23 protein-coding genes are annotated in these 26,834 nt (G+C 45.2%); 8 read left to right on the forward strand and 15 right to left on the reverse strand.

What is annotated here, in order from left to right; all coding sequences use genetic code 11:
- Window positions 1–20: 20 nt before the first annotated feature.
- Together QZZ22_RS11480 and QZZ22_RS11485 are read right to left on the reverse strand one after the other, a co-directional pair.
- Entirely contained in the window at window positions 21–443 is a 423-nt protein-coding gene (locus QZZ22_RS11480; protein ID WP_292464985.1) for a NifB/NifX family molybdenum-iron cluster-binding protein, read from the reverse strand.
- 10 nt (window positions 444–453) lie between these two features.
- The gene (locus tag QZZ22_RS11485; RefSeq protein WP_292464988.1) at window positions 454–777 is read right to left on the reverse strand and encodes a NifB/NifX family molybdenum-iron cluster-binding protein; all 324 of its coding nucleotides are present in this window, start codon (window positions 775–777) and stop codon (window positions 454–456) included.
- Window positions 778–974: 197 nt separating this feature from the next.
- Between QZZ22_RS11485 and QZZ22_RS11490 the strand changes: the two genes are divergently transcribed.
- Entirely contained in the window at window positions 975–1,289 is a 315-nt protein-coding gene (locus QZZ22_RS11490) for a DUF134 domain-containing protein (RefSeq protein ID WP_292464989.1), read from the forward strand.
- A gap of 66 nt (window positions 1,290–1,355) precedes the next feature.
- On the opposite strand, the gene QZZ22_RS11495 is transcribed toward QZZ22_RS11490, so the two are convergent.
- Window positions 1,356–3,290 (reverse strand): hydantoinase/oxoprolinase family protein, encoded by a 1,935-nt coding sequence (locus QZZ22_RS11495; protein ID WP_292465079.1) that lies wholly within the window; start codon window positions 3,288–3,290, stop codon window positions 1,356–1,358.
- A 250-nt stretch (window positions 3,291–3,540) separates the two neighbouring features.
- On the opposite strand from QZZ22_RS11495, the gene QZZ22_RS11500 reads away from it, so the two are divergent.
- Window positions 3,541–4,251 (forward strand): MBL fold metallo-hydrolase, encoded by a 711-nt coding sequence (locus QZZ22_RS11500; RefSeq protein WP_292464991.1) that lies wholly within the window; start codon window positions 3,541–3,543, stop codon window positions 4,249–4,251.
- 10 nt (window positions 4,252–4,261) lie between these two features.
- Here the strand turns inward: QZZ22_RS11500 and QZZ22_RS11505 are convergent, their stop codons facing one another.
- Together QZZ22_RS11505 and QZZ22_RS11510 are read right to left on the reverse strand one after the other, a co-directional pair.
- Window positions 4,262–4,963 carry a transcriptional regulator FilR1 domain-containing protein gene (locus QZZ22_RS11505; protein ID WP_342765105.1) on the reverse strand — a complete coding sequence of 234 codons (702 nt, stop codon included), beginning with the start codon at window positions 4,961–4,963 and terminating at the stop codon, window positions 4,262–4,264.
- Window positions 4,964–5,170: 207 nt separating this feature from the next.
- Entirely contained in the window at window positions 5,171–6,031 is an 861-nt protein-coding gene (locus QZZ22_RS11510) for a hypothetical protein (protein ID WP_292464993.1), read from the reverse strand.
- A 274-nt stretch (window positions 6,032–6,305) separates the two neighbouring features.
- On the opposite strand from QZZ22_RS11510, the gene QZZ22_RS11515 reads away from it, so the two are divergent.
- Entirely contained in the window at window positions 6,306–7,226 is a 921-nt protein-coding gene (locus QZZ22_RS11515) for a cupin domain-containing protein (protein WP_292464995.1), read from the forward strand.
- 456 nt (window positions 7,227–7,682) lie between these two features.
- Window positions 7,683–8,333: a peroxiredoxin gene (locus tag QZZ22_RS11520; RefSeq protein WP_292465081.1), complete on the forward strand. Its 651-nt coding sequence runs from the start codon at window positions 7,683–7,685 to the stop codon at window positions 8,331–8,333.
- A gap of 57 nt (window positions 8,334–8,390) precedes the next feature.
- On the opposite strand, the gene thiC is transcribed toward QZZ22_RS11520, so the two are convergent.
- Complete coding sequence (gene thiC / locus QZZ22_RS11525; RefSeq protein WP_292464997.1) at window positions 8,391–9,677, reverse strand: phosphomethylpyrimidine synthase ThiC; 1,287 nt, start codon at window positions 9,675–9,677, stop codon at window positions 8,391–8,393.
- Between the two features lie 357 nt (window positions 9,678–10,034).
- On the opposite strand from thiC, the gene QZZ22_RS11530 reads away from it, so the two are divergent.
- Window positions 10,035–12,359 (forward strand): DNA topoisomerase, encoded by a 2,325-nt coding sequence (locus QZZ22_RS11530; RefSeq protein WP_292464999.1) that lies wholly within the window; start codon window positions 10,035–10,037, stop codon window positions 12,357–12,359.
- 220 nt (window positions 12,360–12,579) lie between these two features.
- Here QZZ22_RS11530 and QZZ22_RS11535 read toward each other — a convergent pair whose 3' ends face one another.
- The 7 genes from QZZ22_RS11535 to QZZ22_RS11565 form a co-directional block, all read right to left on the reverse strand.
- Entirely contained in the window at window positions 12,580–13,104 is a 525-nt protein-coding gene (locus tag QZZ22_RS11535) for a nitroreductase (protein WP_292465002.1), read from the reverse strand.
- A 65-nt stretch (window positions 13,105–13,169) separates the two neighbouring features.
- Window positions 13,170–14,177 carry a ketol-acid reductoisomerase gene (gene ilvC, locus QZZ22_RS11540; protein WP_292465003.1) on the reverse strand — a complete coding sequence of 336 codons (1,008 nt, stop codon included), beginning with the start codon at window positions 14,175–14,177 and terminating at the stop codon, window positions 13,170–13,172.
- A gap of 91 nt (window positions 14,178–14,268) precedes the next feature.
- Complete coding sequence (ilvN, locus tag QZZ22_RS11545) at window positions 14,269–14,760, reverse strand: acetolactate synthase small subunit (RefSeq protein ID WP_292465005.1); 492 nt, start codon at window positions 14,758–14,760, stop codon at window positions 14,269–14,271.
- The gene (locus QZZ22_RS11550) at window positions 14,757–16,451 is read right to left on the reverse strand and encodes an acetolactate synthase large subunit (protein ID WP_292465008.1); all 1,695 of its coding nucleotides are present in this window, start codon (window positions 16,449–16,451) and stop codon (window positions 14,757–14,759) included. The genes ilvN and QZZ22_RS11550 overlap by 4 nt, the downstream gene beginning before the upstream one ends.
- 52 nt (window positions 16,452–16,503) lie before the next feature.
- Window positions 16,504–17,982: a (R)-citramalate synthase gene (locus QZZ22_RS11555; protein WP_292465083.1), complete on the reverse strand. Its 1,479-nt coding sequence runs from the start codon at window positions 17,980–17,982 to the stop codon at window positions 16,504–16,506.
- A gap of 318 nt (window positions 17,983–18,300) precedes the next feature.
- Complete coding sequence (locus QZZ22_RS11560) at window positions 18,301–19,347, reverse strand: M42 family metallopeptidase (protein ID WP_292465010.1); 1,047 nt, start codon at window positions 19,345–19,347, stop codon at window positions 18,301–18,303.
- 115 nt (window positions 19,348–19,462) lie between these two features.
- Complete coding sequence (locus QZZ22_RS11565; RefSeq protein WP_292465012.1) at window positions 19,463–19,972, reverse strand: PEF-CTERM sorting domain-containing protein; 510 nt, start codon at window positions 19,970–19,972, stop codon at window positions 19,463–19,465.
- A gap of 879 nt (window positions 19,973–20,851) precedes the next feature.
- Here QZZ22_RS11565 and QZZ22_RS11570 point away from each other — a divergent pair.
- From QZZ22_RS11570 to QZZ22_RS11580, 3 genes are all read left to right on the forward strand, one after another.
- Window positions 20,852–21,637 carry a winged helix-turn-helix domain-containing protein gene (locus tag QZZ22_RS11570; protein ID WP_292465014.1) on the forward strand — a complete coding sequence of 262 codons (786 nt, stop codon included), beginning with the start codon at window positions 20,852–20,854 and terminating at the stop codon, window positions 21,635–21,637.
- 81 nt (window positions 21,638–21,718) lie between these two features.
- Complete coding sequence (locus QZZ22_RS11575; RefSeq protein ID WP_292465017.1) at window positions 21,719–22,513, forward strand: transcriptional regulator FilR1 domain-containing protein; 795 nt, start codon at window positions 21,719–21,721, stop codon at window positions 22,511–22,513.
- An 86-nt stretch (window positions 22,514–22,599) separates the two neighbouring features.
- Complete coding sequence (locus QZZ22_RS11580; protein WP_292465019.1) at window positions 22,600–22,731, forward strand: hypothetical protein; 132 nt, start codon at window positions 22,600–22,602, stop codon at window positions 22,729–22,731.
- A 693-nt stretch (window positions 22,732–23,424) separates the two neighbouring features.
- Here the strand turns inward: QZZ22_RS11580 and QZZ22_RS11585 are convergent.
- Window positions 23,425–23,937, reverse strand: coding sequence for a PEF-CTERM sorting domain-containing protein (locus QZZ22_RS11585; RefSeq protein WP_292465022.1), 513 nt, complete (start codon window positions 23,935–23,937; stop codon window positions 23,425–23,427).
- Between the two features lie 135 nt (window positions 23,938–24,072).
- Window positions 24,073–26,811 (reverse strand): DUF1616 domain-containing protein, encoded by a 2,739-nt coding sequence (locus QZZ22_RS11590; protein ID WP_292465025.1) that lies wholly within the window; start codon window positions 26,809–26,811, stop codon window positions 24,073–24,075.
- Window positions 26,812–26,834: the final 23 nt, after the last annotated feature.

A 26,834-nucleotide genomic window follows, 5' to 3' on the forward strand; every position in this document is an offset into this window, starting at 1 on the left:
GTATGAAGGGTCAGATCGGTTCAGTGATGGTGATGGTGATGGTGATGGTGGTGGTCGTGGTCGTGGTCGTGGTCGTGATGATCGTGGTTGTCGTGTGAACTGCAGGCATTGTCCTGATTTGCTTTTTCCAGCTTTCCTTCTTTCCACGCATTCAGAGCATCCTGGATAGTTCCCTGTGCTCCTACAAATACTTCTATTCCGTACTCATCGAACATTGCAACAGCTTTTCTACCCAGTCCACCACAAAGCATTATATTCACAGCGTTCCGGGACATCAGTTCAGGAGGCAAACCTACTCCTCCATTGTGTTCACTGGTGTTGGGTAGTATTGAAGTTTCCCCGGTCTGCGTATCATAGACAATGTAGTTTAAAACTTTCCCGAAATGCTGTCCTACCTGGTCTTCCAGGCCGCTTTTACCCATAGATGGTATACTGATCTTCATATTTTCACCTTTAACTATCATTATTTGCAAGGAATGCCTGAACAGCTTCCATAGCTTTCATTTCAGGGAGTTTCACTATCTTTATGCCCGCAGCTTCCATAACTGACATGGAGTTTGGGCCTGGATTACCGCAAATAAGTACATCGGCTCCCCTGCCTGCAATATACTGCGCGGCCTGAACACCTGCACCTTGGGATGCAGTAGCATACGGATTATCGGCAAATTCAGTCTGCAGGCTATCCGTATCGATGAACATAAAATACATGCATCGTCCTAGATGCGGGTCAGTTCCTGCTTCAGGACCCTTGTCCTTTGTGGTAACGCATATCTTCATTTTACTCACTTTTTTAGGCACATGCCTATATGCCAGCAATCATCTTTTTTGCTGAATATGTTCTAATATGAGGGAATATATTTAAGGTTAATCCATAATATTTATGTATTTATTCATTAATGAGGTATATCGCAAGCAATGATATAACCAAACTCATGAGAAAGTATATATGATTGATGACCTTTGAGAAAAATACTATGAAGGAAAGAGGACGTCCGAAATGCCCAAGGCGTGTGGAACACACTCCGGAAGTGGTCTATTTTAAACCAAGGGGAGTGCCTTTATGTGAGCTGGAAGTGGTTGCCCTCGCAGTAGAGGAACTTGAAGCTCTGCGCCTGGTGGATATAGAAGGTCTCACGCAGGAAGATGCTGCATATCAGATGGGGATATCCCGGAGGTCTTTCTGGGAAGACCTGCAAAGTGCCAGGAAGAAGGTGGCTATCGCCTTAACGACCGGGAAAGCTATAGAGATAGCAGGCGGAAATTACGTAAGTACTAAGGAACATACTTAACCGGCTATGCAATGATGATTACTTATCCGTCAGGATAAGTTAGCACCCGGTTAAGTATTCACAATTTCACTCCTTTATGATCATCATGGGATTACCCACGCCCACAATCGTGATCCTGGTTTCCAGAGGCGGATAGGACCAGTTCTCCGGGGAAATATTTACTACAGATACTTTCACCTCTGTTTCTTCCTTGCTTACACCACAGCGCGTTTCATATTCATGCACCATTTCCAGTCCTATCTCTCTTGCCCTATCAAAGGCTTCTCTATAATCTACGATCTGCTCCCTTCCTCCCGGGTAGAAGATAAGGAAATCCTCTGCAGGTTTTTCGATGGACGCCGGCATAATTAGTACTTCCACTCTTTTGACACCTTTACCTGCAAGAGCTCCAACTGCATTTCCGACGTCTGCATGGTCCGGTACTATTATCTCGCCATCAAGGAAAGCGGCCATTTCCTTAGCATATGCCCCTACAGGCCCTCCCAGCAATACAATAGGCAACTTCACACTGAACTTTGCCGGATACAGGCCACTAAGCATCTCGTCCACAAAAGGCCTGGCCCTTTCAGGTAAGAGAAATGTCATCTGGTTATGGGCCATGTTCCTTGCAACGTGTTCTTTAACAGATGTGGAAAACTCATATTTCTTTGTGTCAGTATAACGGCAGAGAAGTTCAGCACCTGCATGAGAAGCATCTGTGCTCCAGGCAGTATACTCTCCTCTCACATGCAGGGCATCCGTTGGTGTAAAACCGATAGCTTGCACAAGTCTCTTCTTTATAAGTGAGTCTATTGCCTTGCCTGAAGGCATAGCATGCAGCGCTTCATTAAGTTCATTTATACTTACCGGCTCATTCCCGATATGCTGCAGTATCTCAGCTTCCTCTTTGCTCAGGCCATTGACGCTGTATTCGGTCCTGACCAGGAACTTCGTAGGCTGGTAATTCTCACTCAGTGATTTGCGTGGGATCAGTCTCATGAGGTTGAGCTTCTGCAACAGGCCGGCATACGTGACAGCAGCAACACATAGGGGAATGACGCGCCTGGGGCCGATCATCACTTTACCGTCCATGACCCATACATGGCTGTCACCGCCAGTTGCCGAAGTTTCCATCTTCATGGCTTTTACGCGTGTTTTCCATCCGCCTATAACTGAACCCGAAGCACTTATCTCAGGCACGCCACGATATATTGCAGATATGTCCGTACTGGTCCCTCCTACATCTATGGCGGCGCATGTATCCAGTTTCGCAAGATAGGATGCACCCAGAAGACTTGCAGCAGGCCCGGAGAAAATGGTCTCGATCGGTTTATCAAGCGCATCCTCCAGATTGTATACTGAACCGTCGCATTTGAGCATCAACATCCTTGCACTGATGCCCCTGTTGCGAATATCTGCCATTACGGCGCTGACAAAATGATGGGTGATAGGGATCAATTGGGCATTCAGAACAGCAGTCACTGCTCTTTCATAGGCCCCCAGCTCCTGACACAATTCATGGCCACAAACGACCGGTTTACCTGTAATCTCCTGAATTATAGATTTGGCCTTAAGTTCGTGTTCAGGGTTCCTTGTGCCAAAGAAGGCGGATATGGCATATGCTGATACTCTGTCCCTGGTCCGGCTGCTAAATATCCTGATAGATTCTATATCCAGGGCTGCTTCTTCCTCGCCACTCGGACCATGGCCTCCGGACACGACTACGAGGTCCGGCGTAGGAAATTCAAGATCAGCAGGATGCTGGCCTATGAGCACAAGTCCTACCGGGGTTCCCGTACCTTCAAGCAATGAGTTAGTTGAAAGGGTGGTAGAAACGGATACCAGGTTTACCTTGTGGAGCAGGTCCTGATCAAGGGAATCCAGAACCATACTTATACCGACCTGCAGATCCGGATAGGTGGTAAATGCCTTTTTTGAATCTACGACAACACCATCGGACCCCCTCAAAAGGACCGCGTCTGTGTAAGTTCCGCCGGTGTCAATACCAAGACCGTAATGCAGAATAAATCTCCTCCTTTTTCTCTATATCTCTTATTAAATCCTATTTGCGAATTAATACTTAAATGCTTTGCAATATTATTATATATTTCTTCCCTTTTGGGGAAAATAAGCTGTTTTTTGGTATGAACACTCTGCAAATAGTCTTTTCATTTTCAGAATGAATCCATGTGCCAATATTTTTCATCTCCCTGGGTAAGGCTTTTATATTTATTCTCAGATGGGTATTATTACAAGTAATTGTGGAATGAAGATGAAGCTAACAGTCATTTACGATAATGAGGCAAGAAACGGTCTGAAAAATGGCTGGGGTTTTTCTTGCCTGATCGAAACTACCGAACATAATATCATATTTGATACCGGATGGGACGGCCATGTATTGCTGGACAACATGCGCACGCTCTCACTATCTCCGGAGGATGTCGATATCCTCGTGCTTTCTCATCAGCACTGGGACCATATCGGAGGTGCGCCGACTTTCCTGAATGCGAACTCGGATGTTGATATCTATGTCCCGACGAGTTTCTCGAAGAATCTGAAGAAAGAGATGTCTACAAGGCAAAGTTATTCGGGTACCTCCGAATCTCTTTCAGGGAGGGATATTCCCATTTATCCAAGAGTGCATGAGGTACAAGCTCCCCGGGAAATATGTAGGGATGTCTACACGACAGGAGAACTCGGAACCGACATTAAGGAGCAATCCTTAGTACTTGATTCAGGCAAAGGGCTGTATGTTATTGTAGGATGTGCACATCCCGGTCTCTCTGCAATACTGGGATCTGCGACATCCTTTGGCACTGTTGCTGGCATTATTGGCGGTTTTCATGATAGTCGGGAGTATGACCTGCTCAAAGACCTGCAGTTGGTCGGGGCAGGTCACTGCACAGCTCACAAGGATGGGTTCCGGCAGATGTATCCTGGGAAGTTTGCGGAGATATTTGCAGGATACTCGCTCACAATTTAAATAAATGATTTCAGATCATAGTCAGTGGCACAGAACTGTTCTGATAATACTCAAACAGATCATTTCCCCATTTAAGAGCATCCGGATTGCAGCATCGAATGTGTTTGTTATCAAACTCCCCATCTTCTCTCAGGGGGCTCATCATCAAGCAATAATCATTATGCATAAAAGATAAGAAGTCCATCTTTTCATGATGAACAAAAAAATGAACAAATTTGTTATTTATCAATTCTGCGAGATCTGTATAATTGTCAGTTCTCAGTTTGTCGAATAACTCGCTGGACATTATTACATAGATATGTACGTTGTTTGAAATGAGCTCCTGGAATAATCTGGGAAAATGCGGGTGAAATGCGGCAGTAATTGCAAAATGGGATGTGGACTTTTTAGAAATCTCGTAGAAATCATCATGAATTTCATACATCTCCTGAATGGTTGGATTTATTTTCTTGCATATTCCCAGTTCATCCAATCTTTTCAAAAGATGTGGTGGTATGAAATCAAGTTTACGGGTCCCCCAATAGTCAACATCTACATCCAAAACTTCAACAGTACTTAATAGAGGGATCATTTCATCAACAATTAACTTTCCGATGTTCGTTAAATCATAAATGTCATCATAATGAAGAATCAGGTGATATTCTTCCAGTGTTCGTATCTGTGGAAGAAGTGCTTGCCTTGTAGTGTTAAGATACTCAAGGATAACTTCCATTTCCTTATGGCCACTTTTCAAAAAAAGGAGTACTTTCTTTCTTTTCTCGGAAGCAAATAGCACGTCAAGTAAAGCTTTCTTCATAGCCAACACTATCCTCAACCTATATTCCCAATGAGAATTTGTCAGTGATGATATAAATAATGAATTGTATTTAACTGTCTGATGTTATCTTTTATCTCTTTTCTACAGAGCCGGCCATTGTAATCAATTGAACAGGCTTCGATAACTATTGATGAAATATCCTGCTGTCATGTTAATGCCTGAGAATATTACTGACAAGGCTGTAAACGCCAGGAGATACATATTATACAGGAATGTTCTGGTCAGTGCCTCTTCTGTGTTCACGTCAAGTGCATATGCCAGGATATTGGCTAACACAATAAGCAGGAATAAAGCAGGTAGTCCCTTTGCTGCGCCTTTGAGATCGGCAGTGCTCAGGGCAATATGGGATGAAACTCCAAAAGCCAGGAAGATGTATATCCAGAAACTGATGTTGCCAGCATTAGACAGATCGAACAGGCTTGATACTATGCTCAACAGAAAACCGGCTATGTACTCCAGGCCCGAAGGACCGAATGCGGTCATGCTGCTAAACAGCAGCATCTGACCAGTAATCTCCCTGAAAATCTCTGGCAGCAGCAGATACATGCTCACGATTAGAAATACATTGGCGCTTAATATGGGCCCTATCCCAATGAAGAAATTTCCCACACTCTGGTAAAGGCTTTTCCTGTTATAGCTATGCCTGACGTAGCCAAGGGTGCCATCCTTGCTCTTGAGGTCCAGAAGTTTCACTTTTGTGACTTTATGCCTGAACAGCCAGCACATGAGCAGGTGTCCGACCTCATGCACTGGCACTCCTATCCACGCGGTCAGAAGAAGGGCCTTGTTTCCTATATTTTTTCTAAAGTATATGTTTGCACGTTTTTCCATGCTGCCCAGCAGGAGACCCAGCAGTAGTACGGGACCTACGAATGCCAGCAGTTCCAGCAGGCTCAGTTCCAGTATCTTTAAGAGCTCCGGTATCATCAATTGTCTCATAATCCTGTTTTCAGGCTTACTCAATTCCTTTCTTTGGGAAATATGCCTGGCTACTGATATTTTGAAATTTACCTTTATATGTTGGTATTCATTGCCTGTTTTTTTAGCTAGTGTAAATACCAGGGTATATGATCAGCTTTTTAATTTAAATCTTATAGGGAATTATCACTAATAATAGTAACTTAAATATAATATTAATAATTATCATTACTATTACTATTATCTGAACATTATAATGCCGGTTGTTAAGACCGGTAGTAAATTCTTCTGATTTGATCTTTATGACAGGTGTTATATTATGAGTAATCTTAAAAAAATAGTTTGTGTTCTTTCCCTGGCTGTTCTGGTGATGGCAGTTGCCGGTTGTGTGCAAGCGGAAGATTCGGCCGTTTATGAATTGGAACATGAGAACATTGTTGAAGAGATTAATGAAGGGCAAAGCGTTTTATCTTCTCACAAAGAGGATACAATGACCCTGGTGAACGAAGCCGTTGAACTGATGAATGAAAAAGGTGAGCTTGCATTTGATGAATTCAGAGAAAAGGATAGCAAGTGGTATCACAACAGTACTTATCTCAGTATCTGGACAACTGAAGGAATACGCGTGGCCTATGCTCCAAATGTAAGCAGTGAAGGCGAGAGCGTGATAGGTCTTAAAGATTACAATGGTGATGCTTTAGATGAGCTTTTTATAGGTACTGCCCTGAGTGAAGAAGGCGAGGGATGGATCAGTTACCAGTGGCCAAAACCCGGTGAAACTTCTCCTGCCCTGAAACACACCTTTGTCAAGAGGGCTTCGATCGGTGATCAGACCTACGCCGTGACCTCCGGTTTCTATGTAGATGACCACGTTTACACCAATAATCTTGAAGACATTGAATATTTCACACGCTTTGGAAACGTATCTATTGGGAATGTCCTCCATCCGGCAGTCATTGACAGGGATCTCGGTGTGGATTACAGCATTGCTCATACCATTATCAAACCAGGCGGTTCCATTGGAGCTCACATGATGAAGAATCCTGAAGCGCATTATGTTCTTGCAGGCGAAGGTATGCTCTACATAGAAGATGTGCCATTTGAGCTTAGTAAGGGACAGTTCGTTCTCGTACCTGCAAACTCAAAACAATATACAGTGAATACCGGGGAGAAAGATCTTGAGTACTTTGCTATAGACCAGCCTGCATGGTCAGAGGAGAATGAGAAAATGTTGGAGTGATCTCCCACTACGATTCTTTCTCTTGTTTACAGAGGTCTTGATCTTTTATGGATTAGATCCTGTTTTCCTTTTTTTTTAAAGTATTTCACCAATTGAGGTAATAATATGATATCTCCAGTGTGCTGCGTATCTCGTGGTTAATTACTTATTCGATGAACATAGGATGTTCTTTATTGTGGGGGATATTCAGCTGTCGGGACATATTCTGTCATGCAGGCTCTACTCCACAGTTTATAAGTGGTGATATATATGGGTGAGAAAAAGGATACACGAAAATATATTGAAGAGCAGTTCAGGGAATTGAAGGATAACCTATCCCGCAACATCAAAGAGATGGAACTGGATAAGGAATTCGACAAGCAAACCAAAGATATAACCGAATATGTGGATACGAGCATCCGCAGGGTAAAGGAAAGTATTGCAGAAAGGACAGCGGGTGAGTCCCCGGTAACTTTCATGCCTTTAATAGGTGACGATGCACCTTCATTCAAAGCAGTCACGACTGCGGATGAGATAAATTTCCCAAGGGATTACAACGGCAAATGGGTAGTCCTTTTCAGCCATCCTGCAGATTTCACTCCGGTGTGCACTACAGAATTCATGACATTCGCAAGCATGGAAAATGAGTTCAACGCTCTCAACTGCCAGCTTATCGGCCTTTCCATCGATAGCATCTATGCACATATCGCATGGCTTCGGACCATCAAGGAGAAGATAGAGTACAAGGGAATGAAAGATGTAGAGATCACTTTCCCTGTGATCGCAGACCTCAAGATGGATATTGCAAAGAAATTCGGTATGCTTCAGCCAACTGCTTCTGACACTCAGGCTGTAAGGGCCGTTTTCATGATCGACCCAAAGGCCAAGATAAGGGCCATACTCTATTATCCGCTATCAAACGGCAGGAATATGGACGAGGTCATGAGGCTGCTTAAAGCCTTGCAAAAGTCCGATGCGGAGGGTGTTGCGACACCGGCAAACTGGCAGCCGGGCGATGATGTAATTATCCCGCCACCCGGTTCATGCGGAGTAGCAAAGGAAAGAATGGAATCCGCTGAAGATGGCAAATACTGTCTTGACTGGTTCATGTGTTTCAAGAAACAGTAAGATATGGATTGACGGATCTTATTGATCCGTCCTCTTTTTTGAAACTGCAGAAAATATCTACTTTTTGTTCTCTTCTTCTTCCAGTGCCTTGCTGACAATTTTCATTGCACATAGGTCACCACACATGGAACATGCACCGCTGTCGGTTATCCTGCTTTCCCGGATATGTCTTGCGCGCTCGCCATCGATAGCAAGGCTGAATTGCGTTTCCCAATCAAGGTTCTTACGGGCGTGTGCCATCTTGTCATCAAGAGCCCTTGCACGTTCCCTTTGCCCTTCTTTTGCAAGATCTGCGGCGTGGGCTGCTATTTTTGTCACGATTGTACCTTCCCTGATATCATCATTGGTCGGAAGGGCCAGATGCTCGGCAGGTGTGGTCATGCACAAAAAGTCGGTACCGCACATGCCGGCAAATGTCCCTCCGATAGCACCTGTTATGTGATCGTAACCAGGGGCTATATCGGTAACCAGGGGCCCGAGCAGATAGAGCGGGGCATTGTCGCACAGGCTTTTCATTCCTTTGACGCTCAGCTCTATCTCATCGATTGGTACATGTCCGGGGCCTTCCACAAAGCACTGCACGTTTGCTTCCCGGGTCCTTTTCACAAGTTCTCCGAGGGTGATGAATTCCATGAACGATGGCCTGTCTGAGGCATCATGGATGCAGCCGGGCCTCATGCCGTCCCCCAGGCTCACGGCCATATCGTATTCACTGGCGATGTCGAGAAGGTAATCATACTCGGAATAGAACGGGTTGTCCTCTCCGTTGTGGAGCATCCAGGCGACTGTAAATGAGCCTCCTCTGCTGACAATGTTGGTGATCCTGTCTCCTTTCTTGAGGCGCTGCATGGAATCAAGGTTAACACCTGCGTGTACCGTAACAAAGTCTACTCCATCCTTTGCGTGTTTGCGTACAGCGTTGAACATATCATCTGAGGTCATATCAACTACGGCCTTCTGGCTGGCTGCTGCCTGGTAAATAGGGACAGATCCTATTGGCAGTTCCACAGCATCCATTATTCTCTTCCTGATAAGGTCCAGGTCCCCTCCGGTAGAGAGATCCATAAGGGCATCAGCCCCGTATTTCTGTGCTGTTCTTGCCTTTTCCACTTCGTCGTCTATATTTATGTAGTCCCTGGACGTGCCTATGTTCGCATTGATCTTGGTACTGAGATATTTCCCGATACCTATCAGCCTGCACTCCCTTTGAGTATTATTGGGAATCGTTATCGTGCCTTTTGCAATGCAGGAGCAGACAGTCCTGGATTCAATTCCCTCGTTCCTGGCGACTATCTCCATTTCGGGAGTGATCATGCCTTTCTTTGCATCTTCCATTAATGTCATTCTTACTACTCCTGCGTTGGTGCCTTTTTACGGCTGCAAGTATAGTTTAGATAGATATATACGTTTCACATTCTTATGTCTGTGTCATTATTAGGTTTAAGAGCAGTCTGCCATTTTAATAAATCAGCCATATTCAGAGGAAAAACAAGAGTGAAGTGATGCAGATGACGGAATCTTAAACGAAAGAGTTCTTCACATTTCATATACAAACATCAAAGTATAATATCTTTATAACAATAGTAATAGTTTTTATATTTGATTGTATTTATGGCAGGAGTTTTCAACAGGGCGCGATGATAATATTACTTTCACTCCGCAAGCTTAACTCTTATCTAATAGCAACTCATAATGGCATGCATGTCCATCGTCGTATTCACGGAGAAGAACAAAGCTGCGGCTCAGATTGCGGGTATACTGAGTGAAGGGGGGTTCAACCGGGCATCAATAGAGGGTATTCCGGTATACGACTTCAAAAAAGGCGGAAAGGAATGGAGGATAATGGGGTTATCGGGTCATATCATGGGATATGACTTTCCTCCGGAGCTCAATAACTGGAGAGGCTGCGATCCTGCAGTGCTTCTTGATACCCCTCCTGTGAAGAACGTTACCAAGCAGCCCTATGCAGCAGCCATAGCATTAGTTTCAAAAGGCGCCGATGAGATAATACTTGCATGTGACTTTGACCGGGAAGGGGAGAATATTGGCTTTGAGGCCAGGTCCCTTGCGGAGAAGGTATCAAAGTCCCCGGTGAAAAGGGCGCGCTTTTCCTCTCTGTCCGAAAGCGAGATCCGGCAGGCATTTAGCAATCTTGTGGAACCGGACTTCAATCTTGCGATGTCTGCAGAGGCACGTCAGATACTGGACCTTAAGATGGGTGCAGCCTTCACCCGGTTCCTGACCCTGGCAGTCCAGCAGAGAGCGCGTACCAAGGATATCATATCCATCGGTCCCTGCCAGACACCTACATGCGGGTTCGTTTACGAGCGTGAGAAGCTGATACTTGATTTCAAGTCGAAGGACTTCTGGAAAATAGAGGGGACCTTCAGCCATTCAAAAATCGATTTTACAGGTACCCATCGCAGCGGCCATATCCAGGATAAAGCAAAGGCCGATGAGATATTCAACCGCATAAAAGGCTCCAAAACAGGCATCCTTGAAAAGAAAAGTGTAAAGGAATCCACTACAAGTCCTCCTTATCCTCTTAACACTACTGAGTTCCTCAAGCGTGCTTCCAAATTCCTTGGGATAAGCCCGGAAAATGCCCTTGAGATAGCAGAGCAGCTTTACCTGTCTGGTTTTACCAGCTATCCGAGGACCGAGACCAATAAGTATGCCGATGATTTCGATTTCAAGCTAAAGGTCCTGGGTTTTGCTTCAGGTGAATACCGGGAATATGCTATGGCCATTCTTTCCCGGCCGCCTATTACATGTAGGAACGGGACCCGTGACGGGCATGACCATCCGCCCATACATCCTATCCGGGCAGCTACGAAAACAGATATCGAGAAGAGTGTACGAATGCCGGATGCCTGGAAAGTGTATGATCTGGTATCCCGGCATTTCCTTGCTAACCTGATGCAGCCTGCCCTCTTTGAAAAGACGCATCTTGAGATCAGCGTCAAAGGGGAGATATTCGATGCCACGGGTTCGGTAATGAAGGATGCAGGCTGGATGACAGCATATCCTTTTGAGACAAAGAACGACAAATTCCTTCCTGATATAGCTGTGAACGAGGAAATAGCGATCAAGAAACTGAGCAATACCAAGTCACAGACAACCCCTCCCAAAAGGCTTACAGAGGCCGAGCTGCTGACCCTCATGGACAAATACAAGATCGGTACAAAAGCAACAGCTCCCTCTCATATCGAAACCAATAAAAAACGCGGATATTTTGAAACAAAGGGCAAGACCATCTCAATCCTTGATACAGGGTTTACACTTATGGAGGCCCTTGATACCACGGTTCCGATACTTGTGAAGCCTGACGTCCGGTCTCGTATTGAGGCTCTTATCCAGGATGTGGAAGATGGGAAGAAAGGATTTGAGGCTGCGCTTGAAGAAGGTTCCGTGCTTATCAGGGATATGTATTCACATCTGGTTATAAACAAGGAACAGATAGTCAGGAAAATGGCAGGGACGATCACCGATGAGCAGGTCGCGGCGGACAAGAAGAACTTCATCGGCCAGTGCCCGGAATGTGACCGGCTGTTGCGCATTGTCAAGACCGAGAAGGGCAGGTTTGTAGGATGCAGCGGTTATCCGGATTGCAGGAAAACTTATCCGCTACCTAAGGAGGGTGCTCTTGTAATAGCCCGGTCAAAGCAGTGCAGCAAGTCCGGCATAGCTGTCCTGAAAGTGGGTACAAAGTACTACTGGTCTGTGGGTATAGGTCCATGTTTTACTTGTGAGCTTGAGAAAGAGTGCTTCCCGCCTGATGTAATAGGCCCCTGCCCTAAATGTGAGGGTTCGATGTTCATTCTTGCCATGAAGGAGACTCGTTTTCTGGCTTGTACCAAGAAGTGTGGATTTACACAATCCCTTCCCAAGGAGGGCAAACTGACACTGGCAGGTGAGTGTGAGCAGTGCGGCTGGAAGAAACTGGGTATAAAAGAAAAAGACAAGGATGCAAGGGAGTTCTGCATAAATCGGCAGTGCGCCTCCAGGAAGTTAAAACAGGTCTAATCAAGCAAACTTGATTTATCATTAAATCAACAAATCTTGTATTACTCCAAATTTAACAAAAATTTAAATATATGAAACACATTCTAAGACTTGGAGACGAAGACTGTCCATACTACACAATAAAGATAAATCGCAATCATACCCCTTCTTTGGTTGGGTCTGCGAAAAATCTACCTCCTTTCTCCACAATCATTGTCTTCGTCTCCAAGCCTCCATATATTTACTTCCACTCTTCTGCATACTTTTCTTCATAACATATATCCTGTATGTCCTTCCTTGAAGCTCTGGTGTTTTCTATCTTTGGGTGCCCTATGGCCAGTACGGCCATAAGTTCCATGGACGCGGGACAACTAAGAATCAAGTTAACTTTCTCTTTGTTGTTCAATATCTCTCCGAGCCAGACTGCTCCAAGTCCCAGCTCGCAGGAGGCAAGCAGCATGTTCTGTATGGCAGCGCCCACTGCCTGCAGGTCCTTTGTCCGGTTGTACATTGTGTTCTGGTCAAGATACACAGCTATTAGAAGGGGCGCATTGCTTACGATCTTGCTGTAATGAGTGCATTCGGCCATCTTTTCCATTGTCTCTTTATGCTGGACGACTATGAATTTCCATGGCTGATTGTTAAGTCCCGAAGGTGCCCATCGTCCTGCGTTAAGGATGGTGGTTATGTCTTCCCTTGGGACCTTCGTTTGCGTGAATTCCCGTATGCTGCGTCTTGATAGAATAGTATAGATAGTTCCTGGCATTGCAAACCTCCGGTTAATGGTGAGTACTTTGTAATCAAAAATAGAAAAAGATGTAGGCTGAAGGCCTACTTTTCGTTAAGTCCGCTGTTGAGCCAGGGCATCTTTGCTCTGATCTGTTTGCCGATGACTTCCACAGGGTGCTCTCTGTCCATTCTTTCCATGGCTGTGAGCACAGGTCTGTTCGCTCTGCCTTCAAGCACGAACTCACGGGCAAATTCTCCGTTCTGGATCCTTTCCAGTGCATCATACATGGCTTCCCTGGACAGTTCGTTTATGACCTTTGGTCCGACTGTCATGCCACCATATTCTGCAGTGTTGGATACGGAGTACCACATCTTCTCGAGCCCTCCCTCATAGATGAGGTCGATTATAAGCTTGAGCTCGTGGCATGTCTCAAAGTATGCCATTTCAGGCTGGTATCCTGCCTCGGTGAGCACTTCAAATGACATCTTGATAAGTGAAGCAACGCCGCCACATAGGTCAACCTGCTCTCCGAAGAGGTCGGTTTCGGTTTCCTCACGGAAGCTTGTCTCGTATACTCCGGCACGTGTGCATCCGACACCCTTTGCGTGTGCAAGTGCAAGTTTCTTTGCATTGCCTGTGGCATCCTGGTAAACTGCGATAAGGCCGGGTACTCCTGCACCTTCCCTGTAGGTCCTTCTTACCAGGTGTCCGGGGCTCTTTGGTGCTACCATGTAAACATCGATATCACTCTGGGGTACGATCTGGTTGTAATGGATGTTGAATCCGTGTGAGAACACAATAGCGTTCCCTGCTTCAAGTCCTGGCTCTATCTCGCTGGCGTATACCTGGGATTGTGTCTCATCGGGCAGAAGTATCTGTATGATATCCGCAGCCTTTGCAGCATCTGCTACTGTCATGACCTTAAGGCCATCATCCTCAGCCTGTTTCCAGCGTTTGCTGCCCTTTCTTAAACCGACGACCACGTCAAGACCGGAGTCATGTAGGTTCTGTGCCTGGGCGTGCCCCTGGCTTCCATAACCCATAACTGCTATTTTCTTACCTTTCAGTACATTCAGGTCTGCGTCATTATCATAGAACATCTGTGCCATTATCTAGTACCTCTTTATGTGAATATTTGCGTGAATATTTATGTAAATGAATTTCATCTAGTAAATGAAAATTAGGCTGTAAACTGTACTTTCAGCTTGAAACACCTTTCGCTCCTCTCCTCAGGGCTACCTTGCCGGTCCTGACCATTTCCTTTATCCCGAAGGGGCGCAGGAGCTGCTCGATGGCCTCTATCTTGGTTTCGTCACCTGTCACTTCCACGATCATCGATCTTGGAGCCACGTCTATTATCCTCGCGCGGAATATGTCTACTATCTGCATGATCTCGGACCTGTTGTTGACGTCCGAGCTCACTTTGAACAGCGCCATCTCTCTTTCAACGGTGTCTTCTGCTTTAAGGTCGCTGACACGGATAACATCGATGAGCTTGTTGAGCTGTTTTGTGACCTGCTCGAGGACCTCGTCATCGCCCCTGACCACAATTGTCATACGGGAGATTGTGGGGTCTTCCGTGACCCCGACAGTCAGGCTGTCAATGTTATATCCTCTTCTTGCGAACATACCTGCGACCCTTGCGAGTACACCGTGCCTGTTCTCAACCAGAACTGAAAGTGTATGTCTCATTCTTTCCTCTCCAGGTCAAGTATCTCATTGATAGCAGCGCCAGCCGGGACCATGGGTGAAACATTCTCCTCGCACTCGACTATGAAGTCTATCAATGTAGGCCTGCCTGATGCGATGGCCTTTTCAAGGGCAGGGCGGACCTCATCACGTGTTGTTGCCCTTATTCCCAGAGCACCGTACGCTTCGGCAAGCTTGACAAAGTCAACGCTGTCCCTTATACAGGTAGAGGAATACCTCTTACCGTAGAATATCTCCTGCCACTGCCTGACCATACCCAGGAATCCATTATTGAATATGGCTATGATGACCGGGATATTGTTCTGAACGATGGTGGCCATTTCCTGGGAGTTCATCTGGAAGGAACCATCACCTGAAACGTCAATAACAACCTTGTCAGGCCTGGCTACCTTTGCTCCTATAGCGGCAGGGAACCCATATCCCATGGTCCCGAGCCCGCCTGATGATATAAATGTCCTGGGCTCGGTGTATTTAAAATACTGGGCAGCCCACATCTGATGCTGGCCAACCTCTGTTACTATGATAGCATCGGGGCAGACAGCGTTGATCTGCTCGACGATATACTGGGGTTTGATCTCGTCCCCGGCAGGTTCCATATAGTGGAGAGGATACTGTTTTTTCCAGCCGTCAATCTTTTCAATCCATTCCTCTGACTGCGCTTTCCCTGCGTATTTAATAAGGTGGGCAAGTATCCATTTTGCATCTCCCACTATTGGTATGTCAACCTTTATGTTCTTGGATATCTCTGCGGGATCGATATCGATGTGGATTATCTTTGCGTTTGATGCAAATGATTTTATTTTGCCGGTGACCCTGTCATCGAATCTCACACCGACGGCAATTAGCAGGTCTGATTCCTGGATCGCGTAATTTGCATACTTTGTGCCGTGCATGCCTGGCATTCCCATGAAAAGGGGATGATTCCCCGGAAACCCACCCATGCCAGTGAGGGTTGTGGTCACGGGGATCTGGGCCTTTTCGGCAAATTGTTTTAGTTCAGCAGCAGCATCCGCGCTGATGACTCCTCCGCCTGCATATATTACCGGGCTCTTTGACTTCCCGATCTCTACGGCAGCTTTTTTGATCTGTTGAAGGTTACCTTCATAGGTAGGGTTGTAACCTCTCAGTTCCACCTTGTCCGGATAATGGAAGTCGATCATATCTGTTGTAATGTCCTTGGGCAGGTCGACAAGGACCGGCCCGGGTCTTCCGGTGGATGCTATGTGGAATGCCTCTTTGATGATCCTTGGGAGTTCCTTAACATCCTGTACAAGGTAATTGTGCTTGGTGATGGGCATGGTTATGCCCGTAATGTTCGCTTCCTGGAATGCGTCATTACCTATCATTGAACTGGGTACCTGCCCGGTAAGTGCTACCATGGGTATGGAGTCCATGTATGCGTTCGCTATGCCTGTGACGAGGTTGGTTGCCCCTGGCCCGGAGGTTGCAAGACATACGCCTGTCTTTCCGGTGGCCCTTGCATAACCTTCCGCAGCATGTGCTGCAGCCTGCTCGTGCCTTACCAGTATATGGCGGATATCGGAACTGTACAGTTCATCATAAATAGGGAGCAGAACTCCTCCGGGGTATCCGAAGATGGTATCAACTCCTTCCCTGTACAGGCACTCAATGAGGGCTCTGGCTCCTGTCATTCTTTCGGTAGGTCCGGTCATATGAATCCTCTGATATGATTTTTTAATGAATATGCGAAATTTGCGGTCCTTTTCAGATAAGGCGATTGATGCCGTTCAGCACAGCTTCCACAGATGCCATAACAATATCTGTGCGTGCACCTCTGGACGTCACCATTTTTCCATCCTTGGAGAGCTTTACAAGCACTTCTACAAGCGCATCGGTACCGCCGGTAATAGCATCCACATGATACTCCTCAAGCTGCACATCACCAAGGCTTTTGATACCTTTCTTGATGCTGGCAAGGGTTGCATCTACGGGCCCGTCGCCAGTGCTTGCCACTATGACCTCTTTCCCGTCCACCCTCAGTCTCACAGAGGCTGTCGGGATTACCCTGTTGCCTGAAACAACCGTGTATTCTTCCAGGACTACCTTTGCTTCTCTCTGGATATTGAGCACTGTCTCCGTAATGGTCTGCAGGTCTGCATCGGTCACTCTCTTTCCGTGGTCCCCAAGCTCCTTTACCCTGTCGAGCACTTCCTGCAGCTGGACGTCATCAACACTCAGTCCCATCTCTTTCACTGCAAGGGTGACCGAGCTTTTGCCAGCATGCTTGCCAAGTACTATCTTGCGCTCCCTGCCTATCACTTCGGGCCGGATGGGCTCATAGGTGGATGTGTCTGCCAGAAGGCCATGTACATGGATACCTGCTTCATGGGTGAATGCATTCCCTCCGACGAGGGATTTATTAGGCGCTACGGGTATGCCTGTCAGCCTGCTCACAAGCCTTGAGGTCTTGAAGATCTCTTTTGTATTAATGTCGGTCTTACATTTGTACAGCCACTCAATGGCCATTACCACTTCTTCCAGTGAGGTGTTACCAGACCTTTCACCAATGCCATTGATTGTCACATGTGCCTGTCTGGCACCTGCGCGCAGGGCTGCAATGGTGTTTGCGGTACCGAGTCCGAAATCATCGTGGCAGTGAATACTTACAGGTGCGCTGACTGCGGATGTGATATCCCGGAATATGGCTTCTGTCCGCTCCGGGACAAGCAGTCCTACAGTATCACAGAAGCATAACCTGTCTGCACCTGCCTGTATCCCATCAATGTAAAGGGACTTAAGGAAATCCATGTCTGCCCTTGAAGCATCCTCGCCGCTCAGCTCTACGATGAGCCCGTGCTCTTTGGCATACTCAGTGGTCTCAATGGCCATCTGCCTCACGGTTTCCCTGTCCTTGCGTAACTTTACCTGAATATGGAGGTCGGATACGGGCGCCACCAGGTGGATCGAGTCCACGTCACATGCCAGGGCAAAATCCACATCCTGCTTCATGATCCTGCAATAACTGCAGATCTCAGCGTTCAATCCTTCAGCTGCCACTGCTCTGATGGACTCGCGCTCACCTTCGGATGTGATGGCAGAGCCTGCCTCGATCACATTCACACCCAGCTCATCCAGTTTTGTAGCAATAGCTATCTTATCTTCACTGGTAAGCGCTACACCTGGTGTCTGTTCACCGTCTCTGAGAGTAGTGTCTAAAAACCGAACATTATTAAATAATATAATCCCTCACATTTTGTTGTCTGTTCAAATAACAGCGTAGAGGGATATACTGAAGTGCTATATATGTATGACGATTATTCTATCACGATTCTTCATGTGATCCAAATTCAATCATCTGAGGACATTCTTCAGCCAGGCCTTATATAAAGCACGGATTAACGCCGATTTACACAGATTTCCTACTTCAGGATTCTGATAACAAGTGTTTTTCAGGAATCCGTGTTCATTTGTGTAAATCTGTGTCTAAAACAAAGCTTCGGAAAAGAATCACTTATGATGGGCAAAAAATAAAAAAGGAAAAGGGGATGAACCCCTGTCCGCTCAGAAATAGTCATTCACACTGAGCATTGCCTTTGCTATGAGGTCGGAGCAATGCTTCAGGTCGGCAACATCAAGAACCTCTACCGGGGAGTGGATGTATCTTGTTGCAACACTGACCACGGTGGAGGGGATGCCCTCTCTTGTGAGGTGTATGGCGGTGGCATCTGTTGTACCACCATCTCCCACATCAGTCTGGTATGGGATATCGTTCTTCTTTGCGGTCTCGATAAGCCATTTGACCACTTGCGGTGCGGCTATTAAGCCCCTTCCAGCTGCATCGGCGATCGTGATAGCTCCTCCTTTGCCGATATCCAGCACGGAATCCTTCTTATCAATACCGGGATGATCTCCGGGAATGGTCGTGTCGATAGCTATGGCAAGGTCGGGGTTGAGTCCGAATGCGGATGTTCTGGCACCCTTGAGGCCTACTTCTTCCTGCACCGTACCAACCGCATAGACGGTTGCCTTGATGTCCATCTTTGATATCTGGCGCATGACATCGATAATAATGGCGCAGCCTGCCCTGTTATCAAATGCCTTTCCGGTTATCTTCCCATTTGCAAGCTTTTTGACCTCACGGTCCATGGAAACAGGGGTACCTATAGTGATTCCCATATTCAGTGCATCTTCCTTGTCGTTGGCACCCACATCAATGAACATGTCATCCGCATTGACCGGTTTCTTCCTTTCCTCGTCCTTCATGACATGCGGAGGCTTTGAACCGATGACCCCTGGTATGGGACCTTTCTCTGTATGGACTATGACCCTCTGGCTGTGCAGGGTAGGATCGAACCATCCTCCTATTTTCACGAACCTAAGGAAACCCTGGTCGTCGATATACTTGACCATGAGTCCGATCTCGTCCATGTGTGCCGCGAGCATAATTGATGGGCCATCGCCTTTTTTGACCGTGATGAGATTGCCCATTTTGTCCACCCGCATTTCATCTACATAGGGTCTGAGCTCCTCTTCAAGAATTGCTCTGATGTTCCCTTCGCTGCCTGAGATGCCGTGAGCATTTGATAATTTAGTGATCAGTTCTTCCATAGTATCATCTTCTGGTATTTTCAGAAAAGAATGGGGTTGCAGGAATATAAGGTTTGAGTAGTGAGAAAAGATAACAGAAAAAAAGAAAGGAAAAAGATGAGAGTAAGTTATTTACTTACTCTTCCTTGCGGCGCTGCATGAAGAATGCAAGACCGAGGATCGCTGCTACCGGGAGCGCAATGGTTGGGAACTCAGGGATCTCGAAGTTCCTTGCTGCTGAGCCTACATCAAGAGTGTTGGTGTCTTCTCCTGCAGTGACGGTTACTCTCCACTTTCCTGTTGCAGGTGCATCTTCGCTGAGACTGATTGAAATTACGCCTACATCAGTGTATGGGTCTTCAATTCCTGGTTCAAAGTTTGCCTTTGAAATGACAACTGTCATATCCGATGGATCTGCTCCAGTTCCTGGAAGTGCCTGTACATTGTATGAATAAGGCATTACCTGGTTAGGTGCAGCGAAGTTTGCTCCATGGTAACTGAATATCTGTGTCTGTCCTGGCTGGAGGACAATGGGGTTTGTAACAGCTGCAGTTCCTGCAGCATTCCATATATTTGCATCATATGCGTATGCTGTTCCTGCCATAGCAATTATTGCTATGAATAGGAGTGATATTATTTTCTTCATTTTGTACCACCTTTTACATTAGTAAGATTTATCTTAATCAGTTGTACTCATCTGTATTCCTATATAAACATTTGCAAAAAGAGTTCGAAGTGCTCATCATCATAATGATGAGGTTCTCTTATTTACACAGTTTTAGAAATATCCTTTTTTGTGTTTTTCCACGCTAATAGAAGGTAAAAGATTGTTCGATTTTATCACGGCCTTTTTTTGAGCTCTTATCAGTTAGCGGACAAATACAACATAATTTATTGTCATGGACTATGTTTATGCAGTTGGGGCAAATGTCCTTCGGATGTGCAGGTTTTTGTTGCATCTGAATATGATAAAACTAAGATGACGCTTTAATCCTCGCAAGTTCCTGTTTAGAGTAAGATTTGATTATAATTGGGATTAACATGAATTTCTATAGGTCAGCTCTGTAGAAGACTTATCTAAATAATAGGCTACGAAGCACAATTTACAAATATTACCAATAATTGGCAGTACTTTATAGATTATTGTACTTTAATTACTACTCTAATATGGAGGACTTTTAGAGAGGCTAAGTACCATCTAGAATAGGTAGCAGCAGCATGACCTCTAAAGGTGTAAATGTTTTGACCGAGGTGCGCGTTGTTGGGAGTGGGTGTTGGGGGTGGTAAAAGAGAACACGCACCTCTATAGGGAGTTAACGGCGTTAACATATATAAAGTTCGTCGCCGCAAAGATTTTGCATCGGTAATTACAATTTAAGTACCGGTTTCTTATTCTTTTTGAGCTTCGTAAACCTTTAATCTACACAGCTAATTCTCGCCTAAAATACTATAAATAGAATTAGCCATACAAACATTACTATGTAGTTATTCTATAGGTCGTATGTTCTCACAGGAAGTAGAGACAATGAAGAAGCCACTGCTTGATGTTCTTTTCATGTCTGAGAAAAGGAAGAATGCTCTTTTACTACTGAACGATGGACCTCAGGAAATGGAGTATCTTCTTAAATCTCTTGGCACCACGAGACAAGCATTACTTCCACAGATAAGAGTACTTGAAGAGCATCACCTTGTAACCAGCGATAAAGACATATATCAATTAACAACACTTGGAAAGCTCATAACGAAGGACATGATCTCTCTTTTAGATGTGGTTGATTTTCTTGATGTCAATATTGAGTATTGGGGTACTCATAAGCTCGATTTTATGCCACAACATCTCTTTGAGAGAATGGATGAACTGAAGGCATGCACCGTTATTGAAATTCCTTTGCATGAAATATTTGAGGAAAATAAGCAGTTCACTGAAGGAGCAAAGAAGTCAAAAGCCGTATACACTGTCACATCATATTCATTTCCTAATTTTGAGAGAATACTTTCTGAGTTAATTGCAAATAACGTTTCCATATCAATAATTATCACAGAAGAGCTCTTCAGGAAACTGTTTAATGAACATTTTGATAACACGCAGGCATTGATTAAAAGTCCAAACATTAATTTGTATATGTACAGTGGCAGCTTTGATTTCTTATCTTTTTCAATCAATGACTATAACATGCTACTGCAATTGTTAACAAAAGACGGTAATCCTGATAATAAGGATGTCATTTGTTCAAGTAAAAGTGCGCTTCAATGGGGAAAAGAGCTCTTTGAGTACTACTTGAAAGATTCAAAACTAATAACTGAACTTTGACACTAGAATTTTAAACCCCTAAAGTTTTGTGCTTGTTTCGGCTTACATTAAATATCATTGTCAACATATGAAAATTAGGGAGTGAGCATATTGAAGAAACCCCTGATTGATGTAATATTTGCCTCTGAGAAAAGAAAAGGCGTGCTCCTCTTATTACAGAATGGCCCCAGACAGATGGAGGATATTCTCAAATCTCTTGATACAACACGACAATCTTTACTTCCTCAGATAAGGATATTGGAGGAACATTACCTGATATCCCATTTTGATGACTCCTATGGTTTAACAAAGATTGGTAAACTAGTGGCTGAGAGAATACCACCTCTTGTAGAGACAAGTGAAACACTTGACATTGATATTGATTACTGGGGGACTAGTGATTTAAACTTCATTCCTTCACATCTTGCAGATACAATATCCATGCTTAAAAGATGCAGTATCTTAACCCCCAAACTTAGTGACTCATACAATGAAAATTTCCAATTTCATGACGCTTCTAAAATATCCCATTCTGTTTATGTGATGACGGAATTCCTATTTCCAAATTATATGGAACTGTTTAATGACCTGGTTTCTAATGATGTTAACATTCATTTCATAATCTCCTCCAGTTTATATAATAAATTGAAGTCCCATGGCAATAGCGAATTAAACCAAATTATCCAACACAAAAGAGCAAACTTCTACACTTATGTCGGAAAAGTCGGTTTTTTGTCATTCGGATTAAATGATTATTACATAATCATGCGCTTACTAAGAACAGACAGTAAAAGCAATGTTAGTTTTATTTGGTGCAATAGTTCAAATGCACTTGAGTGGGGAAAAGCACTATTTGAATATTACCTGAAAGACTCAACACCCATAACAGGACTGTAATCAAAATATTCCTCGTATGAAAACATTTTCGATAACGAGACTATTTTATACTAAAAAATCCTTTTTGGTCTAGTTGTGAATAGAGGATGAGGCGCCGGACAAACCACCACGCTTTAAGGCGCCTCTCTCTTTGCGAATCCGAGATGTTCCCCAACATCCCTCAATTGATCCACTCCCGTTGCGGTTCATTTTCCCCCACGACCCGCAACACCTACTAAGTCAGTTTTCTTATTTAACCAAACCTGATTTTAATATCGGATGGAGCTTTATTTTTGTAAGGGCTCTTTTTTTCTACACGAAGCTTATTTTGGTAAAGGGGTCTATATTTCAATCAGATGCTATTGTTCGATACCTTCGTAATTTCAAGTCCCATATCGAAGGTGGTTTAGAAAATAATCTTAGGGACTCTAGGGCCAATTATATTTGACATCTCAGGAATGCCTTATTGGCTTGTGGGAATCTATTGAAATCAACATCATCTGGTTATTTTCTTTCAAACCGATCAACGAGGGGAACTATTTTCCAAGTGAAACTTGCTCATGACGACGGCTTCGACGGAGAGAGTACATAGCCATTGGGTAACTCTACAGAAAACATTGCGTAATTAATGCAGACCATTACACAATCACTGAATAGTTCTGAACTAGAATCCCGTGTAAATGTGTTAGAACAGAAGTTAGAAAAGATAACAGAAACTTTAGAAAAGTTAAGTGGGCCCGAGGAGATTCAAGTTTCTGACCCTCGTTGTGTAAGGGCTAAGCACACTCGAAGTTGATGGAACAGAATGTAGGACAAATATTTTAGGTGGTATGATATTGTTCATCTGATATAATGAGTCCAAGAAGTAATACTGAGGAATGTCAAAAGTAGTTGCTTTCTAAAAAGAAAAAAAGGGGGAGTAAGTTATTTCCTTACTCTTCCTTGCGGCGCTGCATGAAGAATGCAAGACCGAGGATCGCTGCTACCGGGAGTGCAATGGTTGGGAACTCAGGGATCTCTGTGTTAACATACCTTGATGCAGAGTCGACCTCAGATTCTATTGTGACCGGGCCTGCACCGATGCTAACCCTGTAGATAGTGCCTGCAGGTGCATTAGCAGCTATACTGATAGTGATGGCGCCGACATCCGTATATGTACTTGCTTCAGGAACTGTTACATTCTCAGGAGTTGTGATCACGATGTCAGATTCAGATCCGCCTCCGCTGACCACTGATACCTGTTGGGTGTAATTCAAAACCATTCCGTACTCTACACTGCTAATGCTCTGCATCCTGTAACTAAGGACAACTGTGTCTCCAGGGCTGAGTTTGAGATCTCCGATGGGACCCTCGCCTGCAGCATCCCATACATCCGGAGTATATGCTGAAGCAGTTCCGATCATGGCGATAAGGGCCATAAGAGCTACTATAATTAATCTTTTCATTTTTGTACCACCTTTGAAATATAAATCAATTATATATCGTCCCTATGTCTCTTTGGTTCTTATATAAACTCTTCGGAGAGTTGGTATGTGATTATGATGATGACAATCATACACGCTAACACACTTTGTTCCCGCTCAGGCGGAATTGACCACAAATGTCCAGGTCTTTTCTCTACTGTTACCTGCCTGGTCGGTTACGCTCAGATACACCTCTACCTGTCCGTTATCAAGCCCGGCGGCTGTGTATAAGACGGAGCTTGAACCCACTTCCGCGGAGGACGTCACATCAATGCCATTGACGCGCAGTATTACTCTGCTCCTCTCTATTCCGGCACGGTCATCGGAGTACGATGCCTTGATAGTCGGACTGTCCGTGTTCACCGTCTCGCCACTGTCAGGGGTGTTGCTCTGTATAGTGGGCTTGACCCTGTCAATAATGAAGGTCTCTTCCTCATAGAGACTCTCTGAATTGCTGGTCTTTGCCGTAGCTGTGATCCGTCCCACACCATCAGCAATATCATCATCTACTGTTACAGTATAAATATACTCATTACCTGACAATTCTTCATAATCCACTTCAAGGACCTTGCCGTTCCTGTCCCGTACAGTGACCTTTGGTGTATCCTGCAGGGCGAAAGAAGGAGTGATCCCTATCTCAAAATCTGATGATGTCTTTTCCGGATAAGCTCTTATTACAAGTTTCTCAAGCGAAGTATCGGAGTAGATGGTACCGAATGTATATGCGGTGTTGTTCGAGTAGTCTTTACCCAATACCTCTACATTGAAATTATCTTTAACTTTGAGGGTGTACTTGCCAGTCCAGGTGATACCGCCATCCTTGGTGGTCAGCTTGAGAGTGTCCGATACTCCGAAGTTCTGAGAGTTCAGGTTGCAGGTGACCTCACTTAGCGGCCTGGTCGCCTCGACTATCAGGTTCGTGGATTCGCTGGTGGGGTTTGGAGTGATGTCCAGTGTCACTTCCAGCCTGGCAACGTCTATGGTGGTGCTGGTGTCAGGCAGAAGATGCATGGGCTCCCGGTTCTGGGCGTTGTCTACTGCCATTGACCTGAAGTAATATGTAGTGGCAGCTTTTCCGCTGAACTGAGCAGTGGTCTCTGTCGTCCCGCTAAGCCATCTCTGCCAGGTAGTGCCGTCTGTACTGTAGTCTATATTGTAATATGCTATTCCCGAACCAATGTCTGTCCCGTTCCAGCTGACAATGAAATTTTCGTTGCTGATTGATTTTGCAAGTGGGAGGACCTTTGATACAGGCAGGTCGAACTCAATGGTGTAGTCTTCCCTGAGATATGGGGATACCTCTGAAGCCGGCTGGAAACTGATTTCGTCAATTATCATTTCGACTGGCTCAAGCAGCTGGTTCCTGTTCTGCATCAGTGTGAACGCTAGAGTGTTTGTTCCCTCAACCAATGTTACAGGCACTTGCAAACGCTGCCATCCTTCATTGCCGTTGATACCGTCTGTCCAGACAACAGCCCCGTTGAGAAGTACCTGCTTGGATTGGGCCTCGTCTTTTCCGGCAGTGCCTTTTGTATAGGTGTCTTTCAGGTACACTGAAAGAAGCACATTCTCCTCCCTGTCGCTTTGGAACTCCTGGGAGATGTAGTGCCTGTTGATGAGTGGCAACAGTCCCTGGTATGAGCTGTTGATGACATATGCTCTGCCGGAATATATGCCTCCTCCGTCCACGTATGAGCCGCTGGCAACGGTCTCATTGGTGGTTGTGAATTCCCATCCGCTGTCAAGGTCCATGGAGGGATTATCCATGGTGATGAAATCTATCACTGTATCAACCACTGTATCAACAGTGTCCTCAGGCACTACCTGAGAGCCGAATTCCTGTGTGACCCACAGATGGACTGAACGGTATGCTCCTCCGGTAGCTGTCTCCTTATACAAGAGGAAGTCCAGCCTTTGCCTGCCCTGTTTGTAAGCTGCCGTTTTTATCTTAAGTTCCTGTTCCCACTTTTCTTTATGCTGCAGGGATATCTCTTTCTGACCAAGTACAGTCCCGTCCAGCCTTACCTGAAGTATGTAATTAACGTCCTCATGCTCGTAGTTCTCAATACCTGCTATGATGCTTGTAGGCTGGGTCATCGAAAGCGTGGAAGGATAGTTCTCTGCCTTTCCACCGTCTCCCAGTATGTAAAGTGCAGTGAAGGTCTCTTTTTCTCTTGTTTCCTTTGCATAGACGAACATTGCACCCGCAAGGATGATGGAAAGTACCATTGCGATCATCAGGGCCTTTGTCACTGCAGGGGGTATCCTGTCCGGTATGTTCTTCTCAGAGCGTGGTAGCTTTCTTTCAGGAGCTGTCTTTACAGTGGATATCTTTGTACGGGTCTTTGCCCTGAATTTCTTGTTATTCGATTGTAGCGTGTCCTGTTCAGGCTCTTCTGAACCTTCCTGTCCTTCAGGGTCGTTCTCTTCTTCTTTCAGGGACTGGACAAAGGCTCCATATGAGAAACTGAACTGTTCCTCATGGGGAAGACGGCTGCGTGAAAGGTATGCCAGAAGCACGAATGCAAAAGTTAGGAGTGAGAGTGATATGGTTATAGAATCCGGCCTAAACTTCCATTGGGTAACGCTGATGATGAACCCGTCAAAGACCATTATCACTATGCTGAAACCTACGCTCAGGGTGAATCTCTCGATGCCTGAGATCTCCCGGTTGCCGGGGAATAGGGCTGATATGAAAGCGTATCCTGGTATAAAGAATATGATCAGCAGTGCGAAAACTATCCTAAGCGGCGTCTCATTGAAAGGAGATACCAGAATAAAGACAATCGACAGAAGGGATAGGACCAGCATGAGCAACAGGTCCTGTGTGTACAGACATTTTTTAGAGCTTGGCATCGACTCACGTTATCCTGAATAAT

Origin of the sequence: Methanolobus sp. (assembly GCF_016278365.1) — an archaeon.
Taxonomy (GTDB): domain Archaea; phylum Halobacteriota; class Methanosarcinia; order Methanosarcinales; family Methanosarcinaceae; genus Methanolobus.

Coding starts and splice junctions, on each gene's coding strand:
- QZZ22_RS11515 (WP_292464995.1), top strand. CDS start 6,306: ATGAGTAATCTTAAAAAAATAGTTTGTGTTCTTTCCCTGGCTGTTCTG.
- thiC (WP_292464997.1), bottom strand. CDS start 9,677: ATGACATTAATGGAAGATGCAAAGAAAGGCATGATCACTCCCGAAATG.
- QZZ22_RS11550 (WP_292465008.1), bottom strand. CDS start 16,451: ATGACCGGACCTACCGAAAGAATGACAGGAGCCAGAGCCCTCATTGAG.
- QZZ22_RS11490 (WP_292464989.1), top strand. CDS start 975: ATGAAGGAAAGAGGACGTCCGAAATGCCCAAGGCGTGTGGAACACACT.
- QZZ22_RS11485 (WP_292464988.1), bottom strand. CDS start 777: ATGAAGATATGCGTTACCACAAAGGACAAGGGTCCTGAAGCAGGAACT.
- QZZ22_RS11480 (WP_292464985.1), bottom strand. CDS start 443: ATGAAGATCAGTATACCATCTATGGGTAAAAGCGGCCTGGAAGACCAG.
- ilvN (WP_292465005.1), bottom strand. CDS start 14,760: ATGAGACATACACTTTCAGTTCTGGTTGAGAACAGGCACGGTGTACTC.
- QZZ22_RS11590 (WP_292465025.1), bottom strand. CDS start 26,811: ATGCCAAGCTCTAAAAAATGTCTGTACACACAGGACCTGTTGCTCATG.
- ilvC (WP_292465003.1), bottom strand. CDS start 14,177: ATGGCACAGATGTTCTATGATAATGACGCAGACCTGAATGTACTGAAA.
- QZZ22_RS11520 (WP_292465081.1), top strand. CDS start 7,683: ATGCCTTTAATAGGTGACGATGCACCTTCATTCAAAGCAGTCACGACT.
- QZZ22_RS11560 (WP_292465010.1), bottom strand. CDS start 19,347: ATGGAAGAACTGATCACTAAATTATCAAATGCTCACGGCATCTCAGGC.
- QZZ22_RS11530 (WP_292464999.1), top strand. CDS start 10,035: ATGTCCATCGTCGTATTCACGGAGAAGAACAAAGCTGCGGCTCAGATT.
- QZZ22_RS11570 (WP_292465014.1), top strand. CDS start 20,852: ATGAAGAAGCCACTGCTTGATGTTCTTTTCATGTCTGAGAAAAGGAAG.
- QZZ22_RS11565 (WP_292465012.1), bottom strand. CDS start 19,972: ATGAAGAAAATAATATCACTCCTATTCATAGCAATAATTGCTATGGCA.
- QZZ22_RS11500 (WP_292464991.1), top strand. CDS start 3,541: ATGAAGCTAACAGTCATTTACGATAATGAGGCAAGAAACGGTCTGAAA.
- QZZ22_RS11585 (WP_292465022.1), bottom strand. CDS start 23,937: ATGAAAAGATTAATTATAGTAGCTCTTATGGCCCTTATCGCCATGATC.
- QZZ22_RS11535 (WP_292465002.1), bottom strand. CDS start 13,104: ATGCCAGGAACTATCTATACTATTCTATCAAGACGCAGCATACGGGAA.
- QZZ22_RS11580 (WP_292465019.1), top strand. CDS start 22,600: ATGAGGCGCCGGACAAACCACCACGCTTTAAGGCGCCTCTCTCTTTGC.
- QZZ22_RS11505 (WP_342765105.1), bottom strand. CDS start 4,963: ATGGAAGTTATCCTTGAGTATCTTAACACTACAAGGCAAGCACTTCTT.